Consider the following 21,187-nt stretch of genomic DNA (forward strand, 5'->3'; position numbering starts at 1 on the left):
CGAGGAGTGCGTCATGGCGCCGACACCGCGCCGCCCCCGTATCTACTTCTCCTTCCGCAGTCCCTACTCCTGGCTGGCCTTCCACGACCTCACCACTCATCATCCGCAGGTGGTGGAGAGCCTGGAGTGGCGGCCGTTCTGGGAGCCCGACGCGCCCAGCGAGCACCTGCTCGCCGAGGCCGGCGGCCGCTTCCCCTACACCCCGATGTCACGTGAGAAGCACCTGTACATGCTCGGGGACGTGCGGCGGCTGGCCGCCCGGCGCGGACTGACGGTCACCTGGCCCCAGGACGTGGACCCCTGGTGGGAAGCCTCCCACCTGGCCTATCTGGTGGCCGCCGCCGAGGGACGGGGACTCGCGTTCGCCGAGCGCGTGTACCGCGCCCGCTGGCAGGAGGGCCTGGACATCTCCGACCGCGCGACCATCGGTCGCCTTGCCGCCGACGTCGGCGTGTCCGCCGATGCCGCCGAGCACGCCGCGGACGACGACGGGATCCGCGCGGAGGGGACCCGGGCACTGCTCGACATCCACCGCGACGACGTCTTCGGGGTGCCCTTCTTCATCCACCGCCGTCAGAAGTTCTGGGGCGTGGACCGGCTCACGGACTTCCTCACCGCACTGGGGGAGCCGACCGGGCAACCGCGGCCGGGGGCGCCGGCCGAGAGCGCGCCGCCGGTCGCCGCGGCGGCGTTCGGCGCGCACTCCAGCGACCACGGGCACGCGGGCGGCTGCGGCTGATGCCCGCCGCCCCGTCGGCCGCCCGGCATCTGCGGTGGGCCGGTCCGGGCCGGGGTTTCGGTCCGGTTGCCGGGGATTCGGCAGCGGGGGAGCGGGCGCCGGTCCTCGTCGCGGATTCCTGGCTGGTGGAGGACGGACGCACCAGGGCCCTCGGGGCGCACATCGAGAGGTTCCGCGCGGCCTGCGCGTCGGTGCGGTCCGTGCCGGGTTCGCACACCACCGCGTTCGTGGGGCAGGCGCTGCCCCAACTCCCGCTGACGGGGCGTTGGTTCCCCCGCCTGGAACTCGTCGACGGCAAGAGCGGCCCTTGCTTCCGGCTGTGGGTCAGGCCCGCGCCATCCCGCGGTGAGACCGTTCGCCTCTGGGTGCCGCCGGAACCCGACCGGCGCACCCGGCCCGCGGTCAAGGGCCCCGATCTCGCCTACCTCGCCCGGCTGCGGCAGGCGGCCGCGGACGCGGGAGCCGACGAGGCCGTGCTGCTCTCTGCCGACGGGCGCGTGCGCGAGGGCGGCACCACCAGCATCCTGTGGTGGCGCGACGGCACCCTGCACGCCCCGCCCGACGGCCCCGACGTGCTGCCCGGGGTGACGCGCGGTCAACTGCTGTGCATGGCAGAGGAGTCGGGAGTCCAGGTCGCGTTCGAGTCGCCCACACCCCATGACCTCGACGGGCTGGAGGTGTGGGCCGTCAACGCGCTGCACGGCATCCGGCCCGTCACCGCCTGGACCGGAACCGGCGTCACGGCCGGCCCGGCGGCACGGGCGGCGCGGTGGCACGCCCGTCTGCAACGCCTTGCCGGGCCGCTGATCAGCTGACCACCAGCGCGGGACACACCCGGACCACCGCGATGCCGCGGTCACTGCGGCCCAGCCGGAAACGCACCTTGTCGTGCAGGACCGTGCCCGAGGCGGCCTTCCCGCCGACCTGCTCCTCTCCGGGGAACAGGGTGAACGTCCAGCCGCCGCCGACCTCGCAGTCCGGCAGTTCCGACCCGGACTGCAGCACGCGCGCCCCCCAGATCTGGCGGGTCATCAGATCTCGGGTGTCGACGCCGTCGACCGTGAACGCCGAGGCGTCGGCCGCCCGGATGTCGTCGTAGCTGCCGAAGTGCAGTCCCACCGGACCGGTCACCGTGGCCACCAGAGTCCAGTCGGCCCCCGGATCCACCACCAGCCGGCCCGGCGGCAGGGCGCGGTCGACGACGTCGGCCGCGCCCTTGGCGAGCTGGTCGGCGCGGATCGCCGGATCGACCGCGCCGCGGGTGTCGAGCTTGTCCGGGTCGGGCACCAGCAGCAGGCCGAAGACGGCCTCGTCGGCGAAGCGGGCACCCCGGAAATGCTCCCGCAGCGCTGCCACGGCACGCTCCGCCCGCTGCCAGTGCGCGGCGTCGAAGGCCCGCTTCAGATAGGTGGCCGTGGGCAGCGGCAGCCCGGCCCGGCGCACCCCCTCCCGTACGGAGTCGCAGGTGTTCCATCCCGATGCGGCCAACAACGTGATCTGGGCGCTGGCGGACAAGGCCACCTCCGGTCGGAGTGTCACGGGTGCCGCGGCCGCGCGCGGCGGGATCGGACTCGCGCTCCAAGCTAGCCGATGCGATCGCCCAGGGGGCGGGAGGCGGGAGCCACGGGGCGGGGCGCGTCGGCGGCCGGCAGCGGCAGGGCGCGCAGCGTGGCCTCCGCCTTGACCAGCATCTCGTCGTACTCGGCCAGCGGCTGCGAGTCGAGTACGATCGCGCCGCCCGCGCCCACGCTCAGCTGCTCGCGCCACCGTACGGCCGTACGGATGACGATGTTGAGATCCGCCGTGCCGGAGTAGCCGAGGAAGCCCAGGGCCCCCGAGTAGATGCCGCGGGCCTGGTCCTCCAGGGAATCGATGATCTCCATGGTGCGCAGCTTCGGCGCGCCGGTCATCGACCCTCCGGGGAAGCACGCCCTGACGCAGTCGACGGCGCTCGCCTCCGGGCGCAGGGTGCCCCGCACGGTGGACACCAGCTGGTGCACGGTCGTGTAGGACTCGGTCGCCATGAAGGCCGGCACACCCACGCTGCCGACCGTGCAGATGCGGCCCAGGTCGTTGCGGAGCAGGTCGACGATCATCAGGTTCTCGGCGCGGGTCTTGGGGTCGTCCTGGAGGGAGGCGCGCAGGGCCTCGTCGACGGCGGGGTCCGGGCTGCGCCGGGTCGTTCCCTTGATCGGCTTGCTCTCGACCGACCGGTCCCGGTCGATGCGCAGGAAGCGCTCCGGTGAGGAGCAGAAGACGGAGAGCTCCCCCAGCCGCAACAGGGCCGCGTACGGTGCCGGGTTGAGCCGTCGCAGCCTGCGGTAGTAGGCCAGGTCGTCGTCCGGCGCGGGCAGATGCAGGCTGTTGGTCAGGCAGATCTCGTAGCTCTCGCCGGCGTGCAGCTGCCGTTGGGAGGCGGCGATGTCGGCCAGGTACTGCTCACGGGGCCGGGCGAGCCAGCGGGTGACGTCGGTGTCGGCGGGAGCCGGCAGGGCACGCGCGGCCGGGGCGTCCGGAAGCGTGCCGAGCACGGCGCTCGTGCGGTCCAGCCACTGGCGGGTGTCGGCGGCGTCCTCGGGCTCGGCGAGCCCGACCAGGTAGGTGCGGTCCTCAAGGTGGTCGACGGCCAGGAAGCGGTGGGCCCGCAGCCACATGGCGTCCGGTGTCGGTGCGCGGTGGAGGTTGCTCGCGCCGGTGTCGGCCTTCAACTCGTAGCCGAAATAGCCGACATAGCCACCGGTGAGGTCGAACGGCAGGTCCTCGGTTCCGGTGACCCGGCGGTCGAGGCGGTCGGCCAGGACGTCGAATATGGAGCCGCTCTCCAAGTAGGGGATGCCGCCCGGGGGTTCCACGATCACCGAGGGGTCGCCGACGCGATAGGTGAGCACCTCCCCGCCGGGTCCGTCGGCGTCGCCCAGGAAGGAGAACCGGGACAGGCCCGGTTCCACGTGGGCGCTGTCGAGCCAGAACGCCCGGCTGCTGGTGCCGTGCAGGGCGGTGAACGCGGCTTCCGCGTCCACGGCCCGCTCCAGGCGCCGCACATGGGCGTGCAGGGCGGGTGCCGACGGGTGGTTCGGGGGTGCTGCCGCAGGTCGGGGAGGGGCGGTGGTGCGCGGTGCCGGGGCGGGTGGGCCGGATCGTGCAGGTCGCGCCGACAGGGCCAACCTCCTGAAGTTGGCGACCAGTTCGGTGCCGTACTCGGTGCTGATCGACTCGGGGTGGAACTGGACGCCCCAGCGCGGCAGTTCGCGATGGCGCAGGCCCATGATCACGCCGTCCTCCGCCCGGGCTATCACCTCCAGCTGCGGCGGCAGCGGTTCCGCGACGCACAGGGAGTGGTAGCGGACGGCGGTGAAGTGGTCGGGGAGACCGGCGAAGACGTCCCGGCCGGTGTGCTCGACGGTGGTCAGGTGGCCGTGGCGGGGCTCCGGGGCGCCGATCACCTGTGCGCCGGCCAGCAGCCCGATGCCCTGGTGCCCCAGGCAGACACCGAGGACGGGCAGGTCGGTGCGGTGCAGCAGGGAGCGGGAGTGGCCGAAGTCGCGCTGCTCCGACGGATGTCCGGGGCCCGGTGAGATGACCGCCGCGTCGAAGGAGTCGAGGTCCAGCCGGTCGAAGTCCGGGTCGTCGTTGGCCACGACGGTCGGCTCGCAGCCGTAGGTCTGCGCGAGGAGCTGGAAGAGGTTGTAGGTGTAGGAGTCGTAGTTGTCGATCAGCAGTGTGCGCATGGCCCCTTCAGAGGGTCGGAACGGTCGCCGGTGGCGGCTGCGGGTACCGCCGACGGTCGGACTCGGGTCAGGGGAGGGACGGGTGGCTCGTCAGCCGACGGAGACCGTCGACCAGTCGAACGGCACGTCGTCGAGGACCTCCATCTCCTGGCACAGCCGGTGCAGTCCGCTGAAGTCCTGGAGCAGCCGCCGGCGTGCCGCCGACGCGGCCACGTCCTGCAGCATCCGGCGCCCGCCCGGTACGCCGGTGAGTTCCACGATCCGGTGCCAGGTCGTGTAGTCGTTGGCGGCGAACGCCTCCATGCCGTCGGCGAGCGCGGCGAGGAAGACGCGCCGGTGCTCGGGGCCCAGCCGGGTGTACGCGGCCTTGGCGATCTCGGCGGCGATGGAGGAGTGGCAGTACTCGTCACGGTTGTGGAGGTCGGCGGTCACGCGGTTGATCGGCTGGACCTCGGTGTCGTCGGCGACGAGGTCGAGATAGGCGTTGATGGAGATCTCGGCGACCGTGGTGTAGGCGAGTGTGTCCAGCTCGCGCAGGGCCGGTGTGGCCGCGGCGGCCAGGCGCTCCTGGTGGCGGCGGGCCTTGTGGCCGAGCGGCAGTTCGGCGTCCGGCATCGCCCAGCCGCGCCGACGGCGGGTCACCGCGCTCGCGTTGAGATGCATCAGGGTGTGGTACTGCTCGTCGACCATCGCCTGGGTCACGGCGATGGTCATCGACTCGCCCAGACCGGTCTCGAAGGCGTCCGTGGCCATCAGCGCGAAACCGGGGTTGACCACCCGCTGTTCGATGTCCTGGATGTTCTTGTTGAACGCGATCCAGCCCCAGGCGCGCAGCCTCGCCTTCGTGTCCTCGTCCAGCGCGAGATAGGTGGGGTGGTCCCGGAAGGGCAGCAGGCTCTCGGGACAGTCGGGCCGGTCCGGCTCGAACAGGTCGTCCAGATCCGGCTCCCGCCGTTTGACCGCCGCCCGCCGGTACCAGTTGGCCGACAACCGGCTGATCACGGCGCTTTCGACGGGGTGGGCCGGGTCGTGGGCCGGTAATCCCGGTGGAGCGCCCCCCTGACCCCAGCTGTTGTCCGCCCCGCCCCCCGACCGATCCTCTGAAGAATCAATACTCATACATACATTGTACGGGTCTATACTTTGCGGGGAAGCCCCTTCGGGCCCGAAGAGCCGATCTGGGAGAACTCGATGACCGACCGCCCAACGGATGGCCCGGCATGTGGCTGACGCAGATCCTGGACCGCAACCGCCGATGGCGCGGTGAGGAAACGGCTCTGGTGGACGGCCGGGGCACCGTCACCTGGGCCGAACTCGACGAGCGCGTGCACGCCCGCGCCGGTGCGCTGCTCGCGCTCGGCCTGGGACCGGGCGACCGGGTGCTGCTTCTGGCACCGGAGCGCGTCGAGGTGTTCGAGGCCTACTTCGCCCTGGCCCGGATCGGTGCCGTGGCCGTCCCCCTGGACCCGCTGGGCCCCACGGAGGAGGCGGCCGCGGTCGCCCGGCACACCAACGCGTCGGCAGTGGTCGCCGACCTGTCGGCCGCCAGCTGGGCCCACGACCTCGGCGTCCCCCTCGTCCTGGACCTCGTCGGCCCCTGGGGTGGCACCCCGGAACTACCGCCCTACCAAGGGACTTGGCCGCTGGTGCGGCCCGACGACCCGCTCGCCGTCATGCACACGTCCGCGACCACGGGCCGGGCCCGCGGAGTGGTCTGGGACCACCGGAGCCTGATGCAGGTCTGTCTCGCCTGGTCGGCGGCGGCCGGACCCGCCGAGGGAGCGACCCTCGTCAACTGCGCGCCGCTGTTCCACAGCAGCGTCGCCATGTCCTTCGCCTACATGGCGGCCGGCGCCCGGATCGTCCTGCCGCGCGCCGCCGCTCCGCAGCGCACGCTGGAGGCCATCGCCCGCCACCGGGCCACCCACCTGTGGCTCGATCCGGAATCCCTCCGGCACCTGGCCGACGCGGCACGCGCCGGGGACCACGACACCGGCAGCCTCCGCGAGATCGTCTACGGCGGGGCTCCCCTTCCCTGGGAGGTCTACCGCGCCGCCGCCCGCGTCTTCGGCTGCGCGTTCCGCCAGGCGTACGGGGCGGCCGAGGCCGGCGGTCACTTCGCCATGCTCGCCCCGCACGAGCACCCGTCAGCGGATACGGCCCCCGAAGTGCCGCCCGTCCTCGGTGCCGGCCGGCCGTTGCCGGGCGTCGACGTGCGCGTCCGGCGCCCCGACGGCTCGGAGGCGGCCGCCGGGGAGAACGGCGAGATCTGCGTGCGCAGCGACAGCCTGATGCGGGGCTACTGGGGTGAGCCCCGGGCCACCGCCGAGGCGATGCGGGACGGCTGGCTGCACACCGGCGACCTGGGCCGGACGGACGAGACCGGCCACCTCACCCTGGTCGGCCGGCAGATCGACGTGATCACGAGCAGCGGGCGCGACATCCACCCCGCGGAGATCGAGCGGGTGCTCCTCTCGCACGACGCGGTGGCCGACACGGCGGTGGTGGGCCGGCGCGACTCCGCCCACGGCGAGGTGCCGATCGCCTACGTGGTTCCCGTCACGGCCGCGGCCCGCCCCACCCCCGACGAACTCTCCCGGTTGCTCAGCGCCGAACTGGCGAGCCACCAACCCGCCCCCCTGATCACGTTCTTGGACAGCCTGCCGCGCAACCGCTCGGGCAAGGTCCTCAAGACGATCCTGCGCACCATGGCGGAGGAGCACTGACCCCGCGGCAGCCCGCGACCCGTAGGCGTACGACAGGGAACCCAGCGAGGGACACAGGTGATGAAGTGCAGGTGACGGGATCCTGGCCGCGCGACCGTGCCCCGTGGCATCCCGCGTCCTGGCGCCGCCGGCCGGCCGGTCAGCCGCCCGGCTGGCCGCAGGACGACCGACTGCGCCAGGCACGCGACCAACTCGCCGCGCGTCCGGGGCTGGTGACCGCCCGGGAGGTGGCGACCCTGCGGCGCCGACTGGCCGACGTGGCCTGGGGCAGAGGGCTGGTGATCCAGATGGGGGACTGCGCCGAGACGTTCGCGCCGGCGACCCCCACGGGCATCGGCCGCACCCTGGAACTGTTCCGGGACGTCACCCGGACCGTCGAGGAACGGCTCGTCCTGCCCGCGCTCGCCGTGGGCCGGATCGCCGGTCAGTTCGCCAAGCCCCGCTCGTCGCCGACCGAGGAGATCGACGGCCTCCCGCTGCCCGCCTTCCGCGGCTTCCTGGTCAATGACATGCCACCGGACGCCATCGCCCGCCGTCCCGAACCGCGCCGGATGCTCTGGGGATACGAACACGCCGCGCGCACCCTGTTCCTGTTGCGCCGGGCAGCGGACGAGGGGCTGCCCCTGCGCGGGCACTGGGGTGACGGCCTGCCTGCGCTGTGGACCAGTCACGAGGCCCTTGTCCTGGACTACGAGGAGCCGCTGACCCGCTGGGATGCCGAGGCGGACGCCTGGGTGCTGACCTCGACCCATCTGCCCTGGACGGGGGAGCGGACCCGTCACCCCGACGGCGCCCATGTGCGCTTCCTCGCCGGGCTGTCGAACCCGGTCGGCTGCAAGGTCGGCCCCGCGATGACCCCGGGGGAGATCGTGCGCCTCGCCGGCACGCTCGATCCCGGCCGGGATCCCGGCCGGCTCGTCCTGATCTCCCGTATGGGTGCCGACCGGATCGAGGAACGCCTCCCGCAACTGGTCGAGGCAGTCCGCGCCGCCGGACACGCGCCGGTCTGGCTGTGCGATCCGATGCACGGCAACACCGTCCGGGCGGCGGGTGGCCACAAGACCCGGCGGATGGGTGCCGTGGTCGCCGAGACCGAGGCGTTCGTCCGGGCGGTGTGCCGCGCAGGCGGCCGGCCCGGCGGGCTGCACCTGGAGAGCACCGCCGAGGACGTCACCGAATGTGTCGGCGGCCGCTGCGGGATCTCCGAGAAGGATCTTCCGCGCGCCTATCTCACGGCCTGCGACCCCCGGCTGAATGCCGATCAGACGAAGGAGACCGTCGAGCGTTTCGTTGATCAGCTGAAGCGGATCTGACTTCAGCCCGCGCACAGCGTGGTTCCCCCCTCCCGTCGAGTCCCCTACGCGCTCGTCACTTTATGTGCAAGAGCAGTTTCAGGCTGCACTATTACGGTTCACACCGGACGAATCCATCGGTGTTGCCGGACTGATGCAGTACGCTTGTGCGGAGATCGAGGCCGTCAATTGCTCAGACCGGGACGGTTGTTGATCAAAACGGGGATGGGGGCGTGCATGGCTGTACGGAAACCGGTCAGTCATGAATCCAATCAAAAGTCGATCGAACAACAGGGTGTACGTCATCTGGTGCGGCAGCCGGATGGCGGATCGGCCGACAGTGAATCGGCGGACACCCGCGGATTATTAGCCAGGGCCGGAGTGCGATCCGGCCAACGCATTCTGGATATCGGTGCGTTGCTGAGCCGGCGTGGTATGACGCACCAGGAATCGAAGGAGTTCCAGGTCGTCGGAGTGAGAGAGGGCATGGGCAGCGCTGGTCCGCAGCGGCCGCAACCGGTGCCCGCGGCCGCGGATCTCGACTTCACCGTGGGACATCTCGATGAGCTGGACCTGCCCGCCGCCTCCTTCGATGTCGTCGTGGCCCTCGATTTCTGGCCCTCCACCCCGCTTCCGGTCGCCGTGCGTGACTGGCGGCGCGTCCTGGAACCCGAGACGGGCATCGCGATCGTCACCGGCACCGATCTGCCCGGTGGTCACCGGGCGTCACGCCAGTGGACAAGTGCGCTGACGGCGGCCGGCTTCACCATCGAGACGGTGGCGAAGGCCCCCGCCGACTCGGGCCACTACGCGGCCCTCGCCGGCATGGCCCGACTCGGCGGCGAGAGACTGCGTGCCGCCCTCGGTCCCGGAATGGCCGATTCGTATCTGGCCCACGTCCAGCGACTGCACGGCACCACCCAGCAGGCGTCGGCCGAGTGCTTCGAGATAGTCGCCCATGCCAAGGCGGCCCGCTCGTCTCCTTAGCGTGGTTTCCAGGCGTACGGAACCGGTGCCACCACCCGTGGGCGTGTCGCGCCGAGCGGGTGGCGGCCAATTGCGGTCCTGTGCAATGATTGCGCGTACCTTTACGAGTACATTAGCCAGTTGTAGTGTTGGTGCTTGCCGCGAGCTGCTCCTCCGGCGTCAGGAGGATAGTGGCCATGAGCCAGAGCGCATCGGAACGACAGGCCAGCCAGACCGAGCAGGGCACGTGGAACAAGCTCGTCGCCTTCCATACCCAGGTGTCCGAGTTGGTCGAAAAGACACTCCAGGACAGGTTCGGCCTGTCGCTGAGCGAGTACACGGCGCTGGAGGCGCTCGCCAGGGTTTCCGGCAGTGACCGACCGGGACTGCGGATGCAGGCACTGGCCGAGGCCGTCGGTATGAACCAGAGTTCCGTCAGCCGTCTGGTGACCCGTCTGGAGCGACAGGACCTCGTCGAGCGTATTCATTACGAGAAGGACCGGCGCGGGGTATTCACGGCCATCACCGCGTCGGGTCGCGAGACCCTCGACGCTGCCGTTCCCACCTATCTCCAGACCCTTGCGGCGGCCTTCGACCGGGCCAACGCCGATCCGGACCTGCGGGAACTGGTGCAGCGCATCGGCAGTTGATCTGCCTTTCGCACGTCAGTGGCGCGAAAACACGGGGCGCTCATTTTTGGCGAATTCCATGCCCCTGGAACCGTGATCCTCTGCGACCTCGACACGGCACCACTAGTATTTCCGAACGACGTGAATGGGTCGTCCGCACGGGCGTGCCCATTGCCACCTGCACATCTTCTACGGGAGTTGGTCGAATGACCACGGCAGATGTCGTCGAGCGGTACTACGACGCATGGATCAATCATGACGGCGACATGACCAACGTGCCTCTCGCCGACGACTTCGTCTTCGTCGGCCCGGTCGGCAACTTCGATTCCGCCGACGGTTTCCGCGCGATGGCCGCACAATTCGGCCCGGCCGCCACCGATTTCACCGTACGCCACCAGTTCGTCGACGGGGACAAGGCCTGCGCCATCGTCTCCTGGAACCTTGCCGCCGTCTCCGGCACCACCACCGCCGCCGAACTCCTCGAAGTGCGCGACGGCGTACTGGTCAGGGCCGAGGTGATCTACGACGCGGAGGAACTCCGCAAGGCCGCGGCGTCGGGGCGCGTCTGAATACCGACCCTTCACCCTGATCGGATCCGGCCAAGCTGCCGCGGGACATCCTGCGGCAGCTTGGCCGCTCTCCTGCCGGGGCGGGCGTGTCATGCCTGCGGGAAGGAGCGTGGTGCGGGCTAGTCGGCGAAGAGCGCGCCGAACTGCGCGGTGCCCGAGGTGGACACGCCCACCGAGGTCACGGACAGTGCGCGGGCGCCGGTCGTGCCGATCTTCGTGCCGGTGGAGGGCAGGTAGGTCACCGCTCCGTCGCCGCCGTCCTCCGCCTGGCCGATGACCAGGTCCGCCTTGCCGTCGCCGTTGACGTCGTCGAGCTTGACGTCCTCACCGAAGAGGTCGCCCTTCTCGTCGGTGCCGGGGACGCCGGTCGTGTTCTGCGCGAAGGACTGGAGTCCGGTGGAGGTGTTGAGGCCGCTCGCCGAGCCGTACATGACGGTGACCATGCCGGCGTCGGCGACGCTGCCGAGGTCCTCCGCCGGGGTGGAGACCACGAGGTCCTGGTAGCCGTCGCCGTTGACGTCACCCAGGTCCAGGTCCCAGCCGAAGCCGTCGCCCTTCTCCGAACTGCCGGGTACGTTCCCGGTGTTCTGGGTGATGCCGGTGGTCGAGGCGGGGCCCGAGGCCGAGCCGTAGGTGATGCTGACCTTGCCGCCGGTCGCGGCGTCCGGGATGCTCTGGCCGTCGTTGGTGGTGGCGTCCCAGTCGGCGCCGGTGACGATGTCGCCGTAGCCGTCGCCGTTGATGTCACCGATGCCGGTGACGATGCCCGGCTTGAGGGTCTTGACGCCCGTGACGCTCAGGCCGTCGGCGGTGCCCGGCAGCCAGTAGTTGGTGTTCCAGCCGTTCTGCGTCTGCGTCTCGAAGCCGTCGACCACGAGGTCGGTGCGGCCGTCGCCGTTCACGTCACCGGCGGTGAGCTGCTCCGGGCCGTACGGGAAGTCGGACGTGCCGGGCGCGATCGGGGGCTTGACGGTGTAGCGGCCGCCGGGCCGGCCGGTGGAGCTGCTGAAGCCGCCCTTGTAGACGTAGAGGGTGGCGGACGAGTTGCCGACGGCCAGGTCGGCCTTGCCGTCGCCGTCGAAGTCGCCGGCGGCAAGGGACAGGCCCCAGTTGTCGTGCGAGGAGGCCGCCGGGTCCGGTACGTCGCTCGCCTTGCCGGTGAGGCCGCTCGCCGAGCCCCACAGGATCGCGAGGGCGCCGCCGTCGGTGTCGGTGCCGACCTTCTCGTACGGCGAGGCGACGGCGAGGTCGTCGTATCCGTCGCCGTTGAAGTCGGCGTACGCCGTCGCGCCGCCGAACCAGTCGCCGGCCTCGGCGCTGCCGGGCACGCTGCCGGAGTTCTGGCTGAGGACCGTGCGCTTGGCCGAGGTCACGCCGGTGCCGGCGCTGCCGTAGAGGGCGACGACCTGGCCGGCGTTGGCGTGGCCGCTGACGGAGGCGCCGGCGGCGGTGGCGAGGACGTCGCCTATGCCGTCACCGTTGAAGTCGGCCTTGGTGACCTTGAACGAGTCGGCGGCCGTGGCCGTCGTCGCCGAGACGGTGAGCAGACCGCCCGTCATCGCGGCGGCGGCGGCCGTCGCGAGGGCGAGTCTCACACGCGGGTGGTGTATCTGGTGCATGCGGAATTCTCCTGCGGCATGCGGGGGATGCCTGGACGGCATCCGCGTCGATGGAGTGCGGACCGTCCGTGTTTGCCGGGTGTTGTCCTTCGGGACACGGACAGTTGGCGATCAAGAGACTTCTGCGGGGGCCCAAGGGTTGTACGCGCTGTCGCGCGTTCTTTTTCGGGCCGTGCCGGATCACAGAGCGGTGGCCAGCCAGAGGGTCACGGCAGCGGTGGCGAGGAGGCCGAGGTTGAGGACGATCCGGCGGTCCTCGCCGGTCAGGTGGACGGCGATCGCACCTGTCTGGAGGAGGACGAAGCCGATGGCCGCGGCCGACGCCAACGAGGAAGCGATGCCGGTCATCGGGGGTAGGAGCAGTCCGGTCGCGCCGAGTACTTCAACCGTTCCCAGCGCCCGTACGACGGGCAGCGGCAGGCGGTCGACCCAGGCCATCATGGGGCGGAGCTGATCGCGGCTGCGGATGACCTTCATCGTGCCCGCGTAGAAGTAGAAGAGGGCGAGAAGTCCCGCGACGATCCAGTAGGCGATGCTCATGGCCAGGAGTCCACAGCCGGTGCCTCGTCGGTGTCCAAGACCTGTCCCGAGGCTCCGATACCCGATGGGTATGGTTGCAGCGTGGAGCTACGGACCTTGCGCTACTTCGTGGCGGTCGCCGAGGAACTCCACTTCGGCCGGGCCGCCACCCGACTGCACATGAGCCAGCCGCCGCTGAGTCGGGCGATCAAGCAGTTGGAGGCCGATGTCGGGGCTCTGTTGTTCGTCCGCTCGCCCGCCGGTGTCACGCTCACGCCGGTGGGCACGGTGCTGCTCGACGAGGCGCGGGCGCTGCTCGACCATGCCGACCGAGTCCGCGTCCGTGTGAGCGCGGCGGCCGGTGTCACGACCATCACCGTCGGCATCCTCGGGGACGGCACCGACCCCGGAGTGTCCAGGCTGGCCGCCGCCTACCGGCGGCGTCACCCCGGCATCGAGATCCGCGTCCGCGACGCCGATCTGACCGACCCGACGTGCGGGCTGCGCACCGGAGTGGTCGACGTTGCCCTGACTCGGGCGCCGTTCGACGAGACGGCTCTGACGGTGCGTGCGCTGCGGTCCGATCCGGTCGGCGTGGTCCTGCGCGCCGATGATCCGCTGGCCCGCCGCGACGGGCTGCGGCTGACAGAGCTGAGTGACCGCCGCTGGTTCCAGTTCCCGCGGGGGACCGACCCCGTGTGGCAGGCGTACTGGAACGGCGGCCTGCCGCGCGAGGGCCCGGTGGTGCGCGCCGTCCAGGAGTGCCTTCAGGCCGTGCTGTGGAACGGCACGGTCGGCCTGGCCCCCCTCGGCCACGACCTGCCCGCGGAGCTGGCCGTCGTGCCGCTGACCGACATGGCGCCGAGCCGAGTGGTGGCGGTGTGGAACGCGGGTGACACCAACCCGTTGATCCGGTCCTTCGTCGAGATCGCGACCACCGCCTACCGCAACTGAGTCGCGGCAACCGGTGCTGCCGGCACTCCTCACTCCGATCGCGTGCGATGTACGGCCGGGTGGTGTGAGACGAAGGGCTGGGCGCAGGCGATGAGCAGGGCGACGTCGTCGTGGTCGCCCGGGTGTCTGAGCTCGGTGAGGAGCCGGTCGCAGGTCTCCTCCAGCGGGGACGCGGGTGTGTCGAGGAGGCGCAGGAGACTGTCGAGACGTTCGTCGATGGAGTGCTGGCGGGTTTCGACCAGCCCGTCGGTGTAGAGGACGAGCCGGTCGCCGGGGCCGAAGGCGAGGGTGGTCGTTTCGAAGGGGACGCCGCCGACGCCGAGTGGGGCTCCGGTGGGCACGTCGAGGAGGTGCGGGCGCCCGCCCTCGCGGACGAGCGCGGGGGGCAGATGGCCGGCGTTGGCGATGCGGCACTCGCGGCGGTGGGGATCGTAGACCGCGTAGACGCATGTGGCGATGTACTGGTCCAGCCCCGAGGTGATCGAGTCGAGTTGCTCAAGGACCTGGGCGGGGCCGAGGCTGAGGCCGGCGAAGGCGGTCGTGGCCGTGCGCAGACGCCCCATGGCGGCGGCGGCCTCGATGCCGCTGCCCATGACATCGCCCACGACGAGCGCCGTTCGGTCGTCGCTGAGCGGGAGGACGTCGTACCAGTCGCCGCCGATCTCGTAGGCGGCCTGCGCGGGCCGGTAGCGGGAGGCGACCTGCAGGCCGGGCAGGTCGGGCGGGGTGGTCGGGAGCAGGCTGCGCTGAAGGGTCGCGGCGGCGTTGCGCATGTGCTGGTGCGTGCGGGCGTTGTCGATGCACACCGCGGCGCGCGAGGCCAGTTCGGCGGCGATGGCGAGGTCGTCCTCGTCGAAGGGACGTGGGTCCCGCGCCCGGGTCAGTCCGAGGAAGCCGAGGGTCATGCCGCGTGCGGTGAGCGGAACGGCCAGGTAGGAGTGCACGCCGGCGCGGGCCAGCAGCACGGCCGCGCGCTCGTCGCGCGCGATGTGCGACAGGTCGTTCCCGCCGGTGTGCGTGACGAGGATGGGCCGGCCGGTGCGTACGCAGCGGGTGGCGAGGCGGTCGGGCTCGTACGCGGTGATCCGGCCAGGAGGGTCCGCGGCTTTCGCGGCCTCGGTGGGGTAGGCCGCCTTGACGGCGAGGGCGCGGAACAGGGCGGGGCCGTCGCGGGTGGCGGGGCGGTGCTCGTCGAGGACGGAGTCGAGCACGTCCACGGCGGCCACGTCGGCGAACTCGGGGACGATGACGTCCGCCAGTTCCCGTGCCGTCTGGTCCGCCTCCAGCGTGGTGCCGATGCGGGCGGCGCCATCCGCGATCAGCGCCAGGCGACGCCGCGTCTCCGTGGCCTCCCTGGCCGACTCGTAGCGGTCGGTGACGTCCACCACCAGCTCGGCCACCCCGAGCACATGCCCCCAGGTGTCCTCCAGCCGGTACACCGAGATCGCCCAGGCGTGCTGTTCGGGGCCGGCGCGGGTGCGGCCCACGATGGGAGCCCGGTCGAGCAGCGGCACCCCGGTACGCAGGACCTGCCGCATCGCGGACTCGGCCTCCTCGAACTCCGGGGCGCTCATGACCGCGCGGTAGGGGCGGCCGATGTGCTCGTCCTGGGGAATGCCGTGGATGCGTTCGAGAGCGGGGTTGACGGACACGTACGTGAGGTCGGTGTCGAGGATCGCGATGCCGATGGGTGACTGGGAGACCAGCCGGGTGGAGAGCGCGAGATCCCGCTCCACCTGGCGCAGCCGGGGTGAGTCGGTGCCGAGCCCGAGGGCGTAGAAGTCGCCGTGGTCGTCCATGAGCCGCATGTTGCGCAGTTCCACCATGCGCGTGGCGCCGTCCTTGCAGCGGATGGGGAAGGTGCCGCCCCAGCTCTTTCCGTTCTCCATGACCTCGGTGAACGTCTTGATCACCCACTCCCACTGCCCGGTGTGGACCAGCAGGTGTGCGGCGTACTGCCCGAGCGCCTCCTGCGCGGTGTAGCCGTACAGCTCCTCGGCCTGCGGACTCCACAGGACGACCCGCCCCTCGGCGTCCAGCAGCACCGCGGCCACCCCGAGGAGATCCAGCAGCCCGCTGGGCTGCGGCGACTCGACTTCGGGACGGCGGGCTTCCGCCTGGCCCCGGGCCACGTCCCCGGAAGACCGTTCGGCTTCGTCCATCGCCGGCTCTCCTTCCGCCGGCCGACCTCACAGGGGTCCGTCGGCCTCGGAGCGCGCCTGCGGGCGTCTGCAGGCGCTGCGCCTTCCATGGTCCCCCGGACCACCCGACCCCACACCCCGTCCGGAACGGCAATCCGGCTCAGGCGTCGAAGCGACGGCGGGCCGCCTCGATGTGGCCGAGGTACCGGTGGGTCCAGCCGCACATGCCGTCGACCGTGGCGCGCAGGGCCTGGCCCGGCTCGGTGAGGGTGTACTCGACCCGCGGCGGCACGGTGGGGTGCACCTCGCGCTTCACCAGGCCGTAGCGCTCCAGCATGCGCAGGTTCTGGGTGAGCATCTTGTGGCTGACGCCCTCGACCTCGTCGCGCAACTCGCTGAAGCGCAGGGTGCCTTCCCCCAGGGCCTCGATGATCAGGAACGCCCACTTGTTGGCGACGTCCGAGAAGATCTCTCGCGCCAGGGAGTCGGCGCGCCTCAGGTCCGCGTCTTCGGGCGAGCCCGTGTACTGCTTGGTCACCATCTGGTTCCCCAGTCACTGCATGTGCGTTGTTCCAGGTCGACGCAGACTCTCCTACGGTTTCGGAGTAACCACAAGAGAGCACGCCGAGGCGGCGAACACCGTCAAGACCACGGCCCTGGGACCGGGCGGACTCGGCCGACGGCTCAGGCGGCGCCCCCGGGAGCGGCTTGGGTGCGGCTCTCCACGGGAGGCGTCAGCGCTTCGACGGCGGCGCGGGTGTCGGCGAGGATGTCCTCCGTCGCGATGTGCCCGATGTAGCCGTCGGGGCGGACGAGCAGCAGGGTGTCCTCGGTGAGGCCGTGGACCCGTCCGAGCGTCCCGGCGGAGTCGGTGAGGAGCTGGTCGGCGCGTTCGGCGGGGGCGCCGACGGCGATCCGCTTCAACTGCGCCCCGGCCGTGGGCCATTCGAGCCGGTCGAGGGCGGCGGCGGCCCGGGGGCCGTGGGCGAGGGCGGTGAAATGCGGTCCGCGGAAGGCGTCGAACAGCCTGATCCGCTCGCCGTCGCGGCCGGTCAGTACGGCGTCCGGAGCCCGGTCACCGACGCGCAGTGTCCTGGTGCGGCCACTGTCGGCGGGCGCGAGGGGACCGCCGAAGTAGGTGAGGGCGAGCTGCTGTTCGTCCTTGCCGCGCTTGAGACTCGACGGGTCGAGCTTGGCGATGCCGTCGTACTTCTTCGTCGACAGGCCCAGTACCGCGGCCGCGATCGGCATCCGTTCGGCCTCGTAGGTGTCCAGGAGCGCGGGGTCGGCGCCGGCCAGGACCTGGGCGAGCTTCCAGCCGAGGTTGTAGGCGTCCTGGATGCCGGTGTTCAGCCCCTGGGCGCCGGCCGGGGGGTGGACGTGGGCGGCGTCGCCGGCGATGAAGACGCGTCCCTGGCCGTAGCTCTCGGCGAGGCGGATGTTGGGCCGGAACACGGACGTCCACCGGGTGTCGCTGAGGGTGATGCGCGGGTTGCCGGTGGCCGAGCGGATCCGCTCGTTGAGCCCCGCCTCGTCGAGCATGGGCTCCTCGTCGGTCTCCAGCCGGATCATCCACTGGAACAGGTCGCTGCCGGGCAGGGGGCAGGCACCGGTGAACCTGCCCCCGGTGCGGGGCCACATGTGCCATCGGTCCCGGGACAGGCCCGTGGTGACGGCATCCACGATGATCATGCGGTCCTGTTCGTCCGTCGACCCGGTGAAGCCGATGCCGAGCTGCTTGCGGACGGCACTGGAGCCGCCGTCGGCGCCGACGACATAGCGAGCGGTGATCTCCTCGATCCCGTCGGGACCCGCCACCGTGGCGGTGACGAGGTCGGTGTCCTGGGCCAGTTCTGTGAGTCCGGTCCCGAACTCGACGTGGCGGCCGAGCTGTTCGAGGCGGTCGTGGAGCGCGCGGTCGGTGCTGTACTGGGGGATCAGCCAGGTGTTGGGGTAGGGAACGTCCGCGCTGGGCTTCCGGTTGCGCATCATCCGCCAGGGAGCCGCCAGGGGACCGACATGAATCCCGACGAGCGGATACGTGCAGCCGCCGGCCAGGACGGCGTCGAGCGCTTCGAGATCCTCCAGCACCTCCAGGGTGCGCGGCTGGATGCCCTTGGCCCGTGAGCCGTCGAAGGCGTGCTCCGACTTGTTGACGATTCGGATGTCGAGGCCGCGGCGCGCGAGGTCGACCCCGAGGGCGGTTCCGGTCGGTCCGGCGCCGATGATCAGGACGTCGAGGGGCGTGTGGGGTTTCATGAGGTGTGCCTTCCGGGCGGGTTGCGGTGCACGACGCGATCTGATCGGCGACTTCACGGGAGCGTTCGAGCACGACCGTGGGCCCGTGCCCGGCGCGTTGGAAGGGCACCCGCCGACCGTCGACGACCGCGAATCGCGAGGCGGATCGGCGGGCAGACCAGCGATTCATAACGGTTACAGTGTTGCCGATAATCGGCTCCTGTCAAGCGGGGCATACTTTCCGGGTGTCAACATCACGAGATCAGAAGCGAGGGAGTGAGGCTTCGGTACGGCGCTCTCCCGGCCGTCCGCCCATCCCGCTCGAGCGGATCGTCGCCGCGGCGGTGCAGATCGTCGACGAGGAGGGTGCCGAGGCCCTGTCGATGCGGACACTCGCCCAGCGCCTGGGCTCCGGCACGGCCACGCTCTACCGGCACTTCGAGAACCGGGCCGCACTGGTGGCCCATGTCGTGGACCGCATGTTCGGCGGGATCGGGATCGGGGACGACGAGCTCGCCGCCATGGGCTGGCGGGAAGCATGCCGCACAACGGTGCAGGCCATGTTCGACGCCGTGAGCCGGCACCGGAACGTGGCGCCCCTGCTCGTCGAGGGGATCCCCGTCGGGCCGAACGCCATGGCCGTACGGGAGCGCTGCATCGCCGCCCTGCTGGCCGACGGCTTCCCGCCGCGGGTGGCGGCGCACACCTACGCCACGCTGTCCCGCTTCGTGCTCGGCTTCGCGATTCAGATCCGGGGGCACCACGGCGCGGACCGCCCCGACGGCGACGGCGAGGCGTCCACCGCCTTCCGGGCCGCGGATCCCTCGCGGTATCCCGCCACCGCCGCGGTGTCCGACTGGTTGCCGGTACCACTGGAGGACGAGTTCCGCTTCGGCCTGGAGCTCCTCCTCGACGGGCTCGGCCGGTTGCGCGAGGACGGCTGACCGACGACCGGATCGCGATACCGCGATCGCCGGGACGGAGACGGCACGGGTGCGTTCCCCGGCCACCGCCCCGGCGACTGGAAGCTGTCCCCGGTGCCGGCCCTCGCGGCCGTCGATCCCCGCCCGCCCCCGAAGCTCGGCGCCGGACCGGGGCGGGATCAGCCCGTGGCCGCCGATCGGGCCGCCAGGTCCAGGGCGACGTCGGTGATCATGTCCTCCTGGCCGCCGACCATCCGGCGCCGGCCGACTTCGACCAGGAGGGAACGGGTGTCGAGGCCGTGGCGGGCCGCGGCGGTCTCGGCGTGGCGCAGGAAGCTGGAGTAGACGCCGGCGTAGCCGAGGCTGAGGGTCTCGCGGTCCACCCGCACCTCGCGGTCCTGCAGCGGTCGTACGAGATCGTCGGCGGCGTCCATGAGGGGGAACAGGTCGCAGCCGTGGTCCCAGCCCATGAGGTCGGCGACCGCGACGAAGGCCTCCAGGGGGCAGTTGCCCGCGCCCGCGCCCTGCCCGGCGAGGGAGGCGTCGACCGGGTGACGCCGTGCTCGACGGCGACGACGGTGTTGGCGACGCCGAGGACGAGGTTGTGGTGGGCGTGGATGCCCAACTCGGTCTCGGGGGAGAGGACTTCGCGGTAGGCGCGGAGGCGGTCGCGGTCGCCGTCCATGGTGAGTCGGCCGCCGGAGTCGGTGACGTAGACGCAGTGGGCGCCGTAGGACTCCATCAGCTGGGCCTGGCGGGCCAGTTCGGCGGGTTCGGCCATGTGGGACATCATGAGGAACCCGGCGACGTCCATGCCCGACTCGCGTGCGGCGGTGATGTGCTGGGCGGAGATGTCGGCCTCGGTGCAGTGGGTGGCGACGCGGACGGAACGGACGCCGAGGGAGTGGGCCTGTTTCAGGTCGCGGATCGTGCCGATGCCGGGCAGCAGAAGGGTGGTGGGGACGGCCCGGTGCACGGCGCCCACCACCGCCTCGATCCACTCCCAGTCGGTGTGCGCGCCGACGCCGTAGTTGACGCTGGAGCCGGACAGTCCGTCGCCGTGGGCGATCTCGATCGCGGCGACTCCGGCCGCGTCCAGCGCGGCGGCGATCGTACGGGCCTGGCCGATGGTGTAGCGGTGGCGGACGGCGTGCATACCGTCCCGCAGGGTCACGTCCTGGACGTAGAGCCGGGTCATCGCGAGGCCACCTCTCCGGCGCGTCGGGCGGCCATGCGTTCCGCTGTGCGCAGCGCGGCCGAGGTCATGATGTCGAGGTTTCCCGCGTAGGCCGGGAGGTAGTGGGCGGCGCCCTCGACCTCCAGGAAGACGGAGATCCTGAGGACCTCCTGCGCGGCGGGGGCGAGGGTGCGCAGCGGGTCGTCGGCGGCCACCTTCTCGTACTGCACCTTCTGCTTGAGGCGGTAGCCGGGGACGTATGCCTGCACCCGGCCGACCATCTCCTCCACGGAGGCGGTGACGGCCTCGGTGGCGCAGTCGGAGACCAGGCAGTGCACGGTGTCCCGCATGATCAGCGGGGGATCGGCCGGGTTGAGGATGATGATCGCCTTGCCGCGGGCGGCGCCGCCGACCTGCTCGATGGCCGAGGAGGTGGTCTCGGTGAACTCGTCGATGTTGGCCCGGGTACCGGGGCCCGCCGAACGGGAGGCGAGGGAGGCGACGATCTCGCCGTAGTGCACCGGGGTCACGGAGCCGACGGCCGCGACGACCGGGATCGTGGCCTGGCCGCCGCAGGTGACCATGTTGACGTTCGGCGCGTCGAGGTGGGCGTCGCCGTTGACCGGGGGGACGACGTAGGGGCCGAGGGCGGCCGGGGTGAGGTCCACGAGGGTGCGGCCCAGCGGGCGCAGGACCGCGTCGTGGTGGCGGTGGGCGCCGGCCGAGGTGGCGTCGAAGACGATGTCGACCTCGGCGAACTCGTCCAGGGAGACGAGCCCTTCGACGCCCTCGTGCGTGGTGGCGACCTTGAGGCGGCGGGCGCGGGCCAGGCCGTCGGAGGCCGGGTCGATGCCGGCCATCGCGGCGACCTCCAGACCCTCCGAGAGCCGCAGGATCTTGATCATGAGGTCGGTGCCGATGTTGCCGGATCCGATGACGGCGACTTTGGTGCTCACAGCGCACTTCC

General features: G+C 71.4%; 18 protein-coding genes and 1 pseudogene. 9 read left to right on the forward strand and 10 right to left on the reverse strand.

The window, feature by feature from the left end; translation table 11 throughout:
• The first annotated feature begins 13 nt into the window (after window positions 1–13).
• Together AQI94_RS29600 and AQI94_RS29605 are read left to right on the forward strand one after the other, a co-directional pair.
• Window positions 14–739 carry a 2-hydroxychromene-2-carboxylate isomerase gene (locus AQI94_RS29600; RefSeq protein WP_062230026.1) on the forward strand — a complete coding sequence of 242 codons (726 nt, stop codon included), beginning with the start codon at window positions 14–16 and terminating at the stop codon, window positions 737–739.
• Window positions 739–1,554, forward strand: a complete 816-nt coding sequence (locus tag AQI94_RS29605; RefSeq protein WP_062230027.1) for an aminotransferase class IV — start codon at window positions 739–741, stop codon at window positions 1,552–1,554. Before AQI94_RS29600 ends, AQI94_RS29605 begins: the two co-directional genes overlap by 1 nt.
• Here AQI94_RS29605 and AQI94_RS29610 read toward each other — a convergent pair.
• The 3 genes from AQI94_RS29610 to AQI94_RS29620 all read right to left on the reverse strand — a co-directional run bounded on the left by AQI94_RS29610 (window position 1,547) and on the right by AQI94_RS29620 (window position 5,469).
• The gene (locus AQI94_RS29610; protein WP_158806321.1) at window positions 1,547–2,254 is read right to left on the reverse strand and encodes a hypothetical protein; all 708 of its coding nucleotides are present in this window, start codon (window positions 2,252–2,254) and stop codon (window positions 1,547–1,549) included. The two genes, AQI94_RS29605 and AQI94_RS29610, sit on opposite strands and share 8 nt — an antisense overlap.
• Before the next feature lie 68 nt (window positions 2,255–2,322).
• Entirely contained in the window at window positions 2,323–4,467 is a 2,145-nt protein-coding gene (gene pabB, locus AQI94_RS29615; RefSeq protein ID WP_051832534.1) for an aminodeoxychorismate synthase component I, read from the reverse strand.
• Window positions 4,468–4,557: 90 nt separating this feature from the next.
• Window positions 4,558–5,469 (reverse strand): AurF N-oxygenase family protein, encoded by a 912-nt coding sequence (locus tag AQI94_RS29620; protein ID WP_051832511.1) that lies wholly within the window; start codon window positions 5,467–5,469, stop codon window positions 4,558–4,560.
• Window positions 5,470–5,687: 218 nt separating this feature from the next.
• Here AQI94_RS29620 and AQI94_RS45345 point away from each other — a divergent pair, with 218 nt between their 5' ends.
• The 5 genes from AQI94_RS45345 (at window position 5,688) to AQI94_RS29645 (ending at window position 10,649) form a co-directional block, all read left to right on the forward strand.
• Window positions 5,688–7,193 (forward strand): class I adenylate-forming enzyme family protein, encoded by a 1,506-nt coding sequence (locus AQI94_RS45345; RefSeq protein WP_031051748.1) that lies wholly within the window; start codon window positions 5,688–5,690, stop codon window positions 7,191–7,193.
• Between the two features lie 71 nt (window positions 7,194–7,264).
• Window positions 7,265–8,506 (forward strand): 3-deoxy-7-phosphoheptulonate synthase, encoded by a 1,242-nt coding sequence (locus AQI94_RS29630; protein ID WP_062230028.1) that lies wholly within the window; start codon window positions 7,265–7,267, stop codon window positions 8,504–8,506.
• A gap of 414 nt (window positions 8,507–8,920) precedes the next feature.
• Window positions 8,921–9,472: a class I SAM-dependent methyltransferase gene (locus AQI94_RS29635; RefSeq protein ID WP_031058091.1), complete on the forward strand. Its 552-nt coding sequence runs from the start codon at window positions 8,921–8,923 to the stop codon at window positions 9,470–9,472.
• 176 nt (window positions 9,473–9,648) lie between these two features.
• Window positions 9,649–10,101 carry a MarR family winged helix-turn-helix transcriptional regulator gene (locus tag AQI94_RS29640; RefSeq protein WP_051832861.1) on the forward strand — a complete coding sequence of 151 codons (453 nt, stop codon included), beginning with the start codon at window positions 9,649–9,651 and terminating at the stop codon, window positions 10,099–10,101.
• 185 nt (window positions 10,102–10,286) lie between these two features.
• On the forward strand, window positions 10,287–10,649 hold the full coding sequence (locus AQI94_RS29645; RefSeq protein WP_031058078.1) for a nuclear transport factor 2 family protein: 363 nt from the start codon (window positions 10,287–10,289) through the stop codon (window positions 10,647–10,649).
• 119 nt (window positions 10,650–10,768) lie between these two features.
• Here AQI94_RS29645 and AQI94_RS29650 read toward each other — a convergent pair whose 3' ends face one another.
• Together AQI94_RS29650 and AQI94_RS29655 are read right to left on the reverse strand one after the other, a co-directional pair.
• Window positions 10,769–12,268: an FG-GAP and VCBS repeat-containing protein gene (locus tag AQI94_RS29650; RefSeq protein ID WP_031058075.1), complete on the reverse strand. Its 1,500-nt coding sequence runs from the start codon at window positions 12,266–12,268 to the stop codon at window positions 10,769–10,771.
• A gap of 180 nt (window positions 12,269–12,448) precedes the next feature.
• Entirely contained in the window at window positions 12,449–12,808 is a 360-nt protein-coding gene (locus tag AQI94_RS29655) for a DoxX family protein (RefSeq protein WP_031058072.1), read from the reverse strand.
• An 81-nt stretch (window positions 12,809–12,889) separates the two neighbouring features.
• Between AQI94_RS29655 and AQI94_RS29660 the strand changes: the two genes are divergently transcribed.
• A complete protein-coding gene (locus AQI94_RS29660; RefSeq protein ID WP_225890287.1) occupies window positions 12,890–13,741 on the forward strand; it encodes a LysR family transcriptional regulator in 852 nt (283 codons plus the stop codon).
• A gap of 29 nt (window positions 13,742–13,770) precedes the next feature.
• On the opposite strand, the gene AQI94_RS29665 is transcribed toward AQI94_RS29660, so the two are convergent.
• The 3 genes from AQI94_RS29665 to AQI94_RS29675 form a co-directional block, all read right to left on the reverse strand.
• Window positions 13,771–15,903, reverse strand: a complete 2,133-nt coding sequence (locus AQI94_RS29665; protein WP_031058067.1) for a SpoIIE family protein phosphatase — start codon at window positions 15,901–15,903, stop codon at window positions 13,771–13,773.
• A gap of 139 nt (window positions 15,904–16,042) precedes the next feature.
• Complete coding sequence (locus tag AQI94_RS29670; protein WP_031058064.1) at window positions 16,043–16,423, reverse strand: winged helix-turn-helix transcriptional regulator; 381 nt, start codon at window positions 16,421–16,423, stop codon at window positions 16,043–16,045.
• A 143-nt stretch (window positions 16,424–16,566) separates the two neighbouring features.
• Window positions 16,567–18,141 (reverse strand): FAD-dependent oxidoreductase, encoded by a 1,575-nt coding sequence (locus tag AQI94_RS29675; RefSeq protein WP_031058061.1) that lies wholly within the window; start codon window positions 18,139–18,141, stop codon window positions 16,567–16,569.
• Window positions 18,142–18,434: 293 nt separating this feature from the next.
• Here AQI94_RS29675 and AQI94_RS29680 point away from each other — a divergent pair, with 293 nt between their 5' ends.
• Complete coding sequence (locus AQI94_RS29680; RefSeq protein ID WP_031058058.1) at window positions 18,435–19,064, forward strand: TetR/AcrR family transcriptional regulator; 630 nt, start codon at window positions 18,435–18,437, stop codon at window positions 19,062–19,064.
• A 158-nt stretch (window positions 19,065–19,222) separates the two neighbouring features.
• Here the strand turns inward: AQI94_RS29680 and dmpG are convergent.
• Both dmpG and AQI94_RS29690 read right to left on the reverse strand, forming a co-directional pair.
• A pseudogene (dmpG, locus tag AQI94_RS29685) lies at window positions 19,223–20,241 on the reverse strand (4-hydroxy-2-oxovalerate aldolase).
• Window positions 20,238–21,176: an acetaldehyde dehydrogenase (acetylating) gene (locus AQI94_RS29690; RefSeq protein ID WP_031058056.1), complete on the reverse strand. Its 939-nt coding sequence runs from the start codon at window positions 21,174–21,176 to the stop codon at window positions 20,238–20,240. The pseudogene dmpG and the gene AQI94_RS29690 overlap by 4 nt, the downstream one beginning before the upstream one ends.
• Window positions 21,177–21,187: the final 11 nt, after the last annotated feature.

It is taken from the genome of Streptomyces pseudovenezuelae, from assembly GCF_001513955.1.
Classification (GTDB): Bacteria; Actinomycetota; Actinomycetes; order Streptomycetales; family Streptomycetaceae; genus Streptomyces; species Streptomyces pseudovenezuelae.

Coding starts and splice junctions, on each gene's coding strand:
- AQI94_RS29600 (WP_062230026.1), top strand. CDS start 14: ATGGCGCCGACACCGCGCCGCCCCCGTATCTACTTCTCCTTCCGCAGT.
- AQI94_RS29605 (WP_062230027.1), top strand. CDS start 739: ATGCCCGCCGCCCCGTCGGCCGCCCGGCATCTGCGGTGGGCCGGTCCG.
- pabB (WP_051832534.1), bottom strand. CDS start 4,467: ATGCGCACACTGCTGATCGACAACTACGACTCCTACACCTACAACCTC.
- AQI94_RS45345 (WP_031051748.1), top strand. CDS start 5,688: ATGTGGCTGACGCAGATCCTGGACCGCAACCGCCGATGGCGCGGTGAG.
- AQI94_RS29635 (WP_031058091.1), top strand. CDS start 8,921: ATGACGCACCAGGAATCGAAGGAGTTCCAGGTCGTCGGAGTGAGAGAG.
- AQI94_RS29640 (WP_051832861.1), top strand. CDS start 9,649: ATGAGCCAGAGCGCATCGGAACGACAGGCCAGCCAGACCGAGCAGGGC.
- AQI94_RS29645 (WP_031058078.1), top strand. CDS start 10,287: ATGACCACGGCAGATGTCGTCGAGCGGTACTACGACGCATGGATCAAT.
- AQI94_RS29650 (WP_031058075.1), bottom strand. CDS start 12,268: ATGCACCAGATACACCACCCGCGTGTGAGACTCGCCCTCGCGACGGCC.
- AQI94_RS29655 (WP_031058072.1), bottom strand. CDS start 12,808: ATGAGCATCGCCTACTGGATCGTCGCGGGACTTCTCGCCCTCTTCTAC.
- AQI94_RS29665 (WP_031058067.1), bottom strand. CDS start 15,903: ATGGACGAAGCCGAACGGTCTTCCGGGGACGTGGCCCGGGGCCAGGCG.
- AQI94_RS29670 (WP_031058064.1), bottom strand. CDS start 16,423: ATGGTGACCAAGCAGTACACGGGCTCGCCCGAAGACGCGGACCTGAGG.
- AQI94_RS29675 (WP_031058061.1), bottom strand. CDS start 18,141: ATGAAACCCCACACGCCCCTCGACGTCCTGATCATCGGCGCCGGACCG.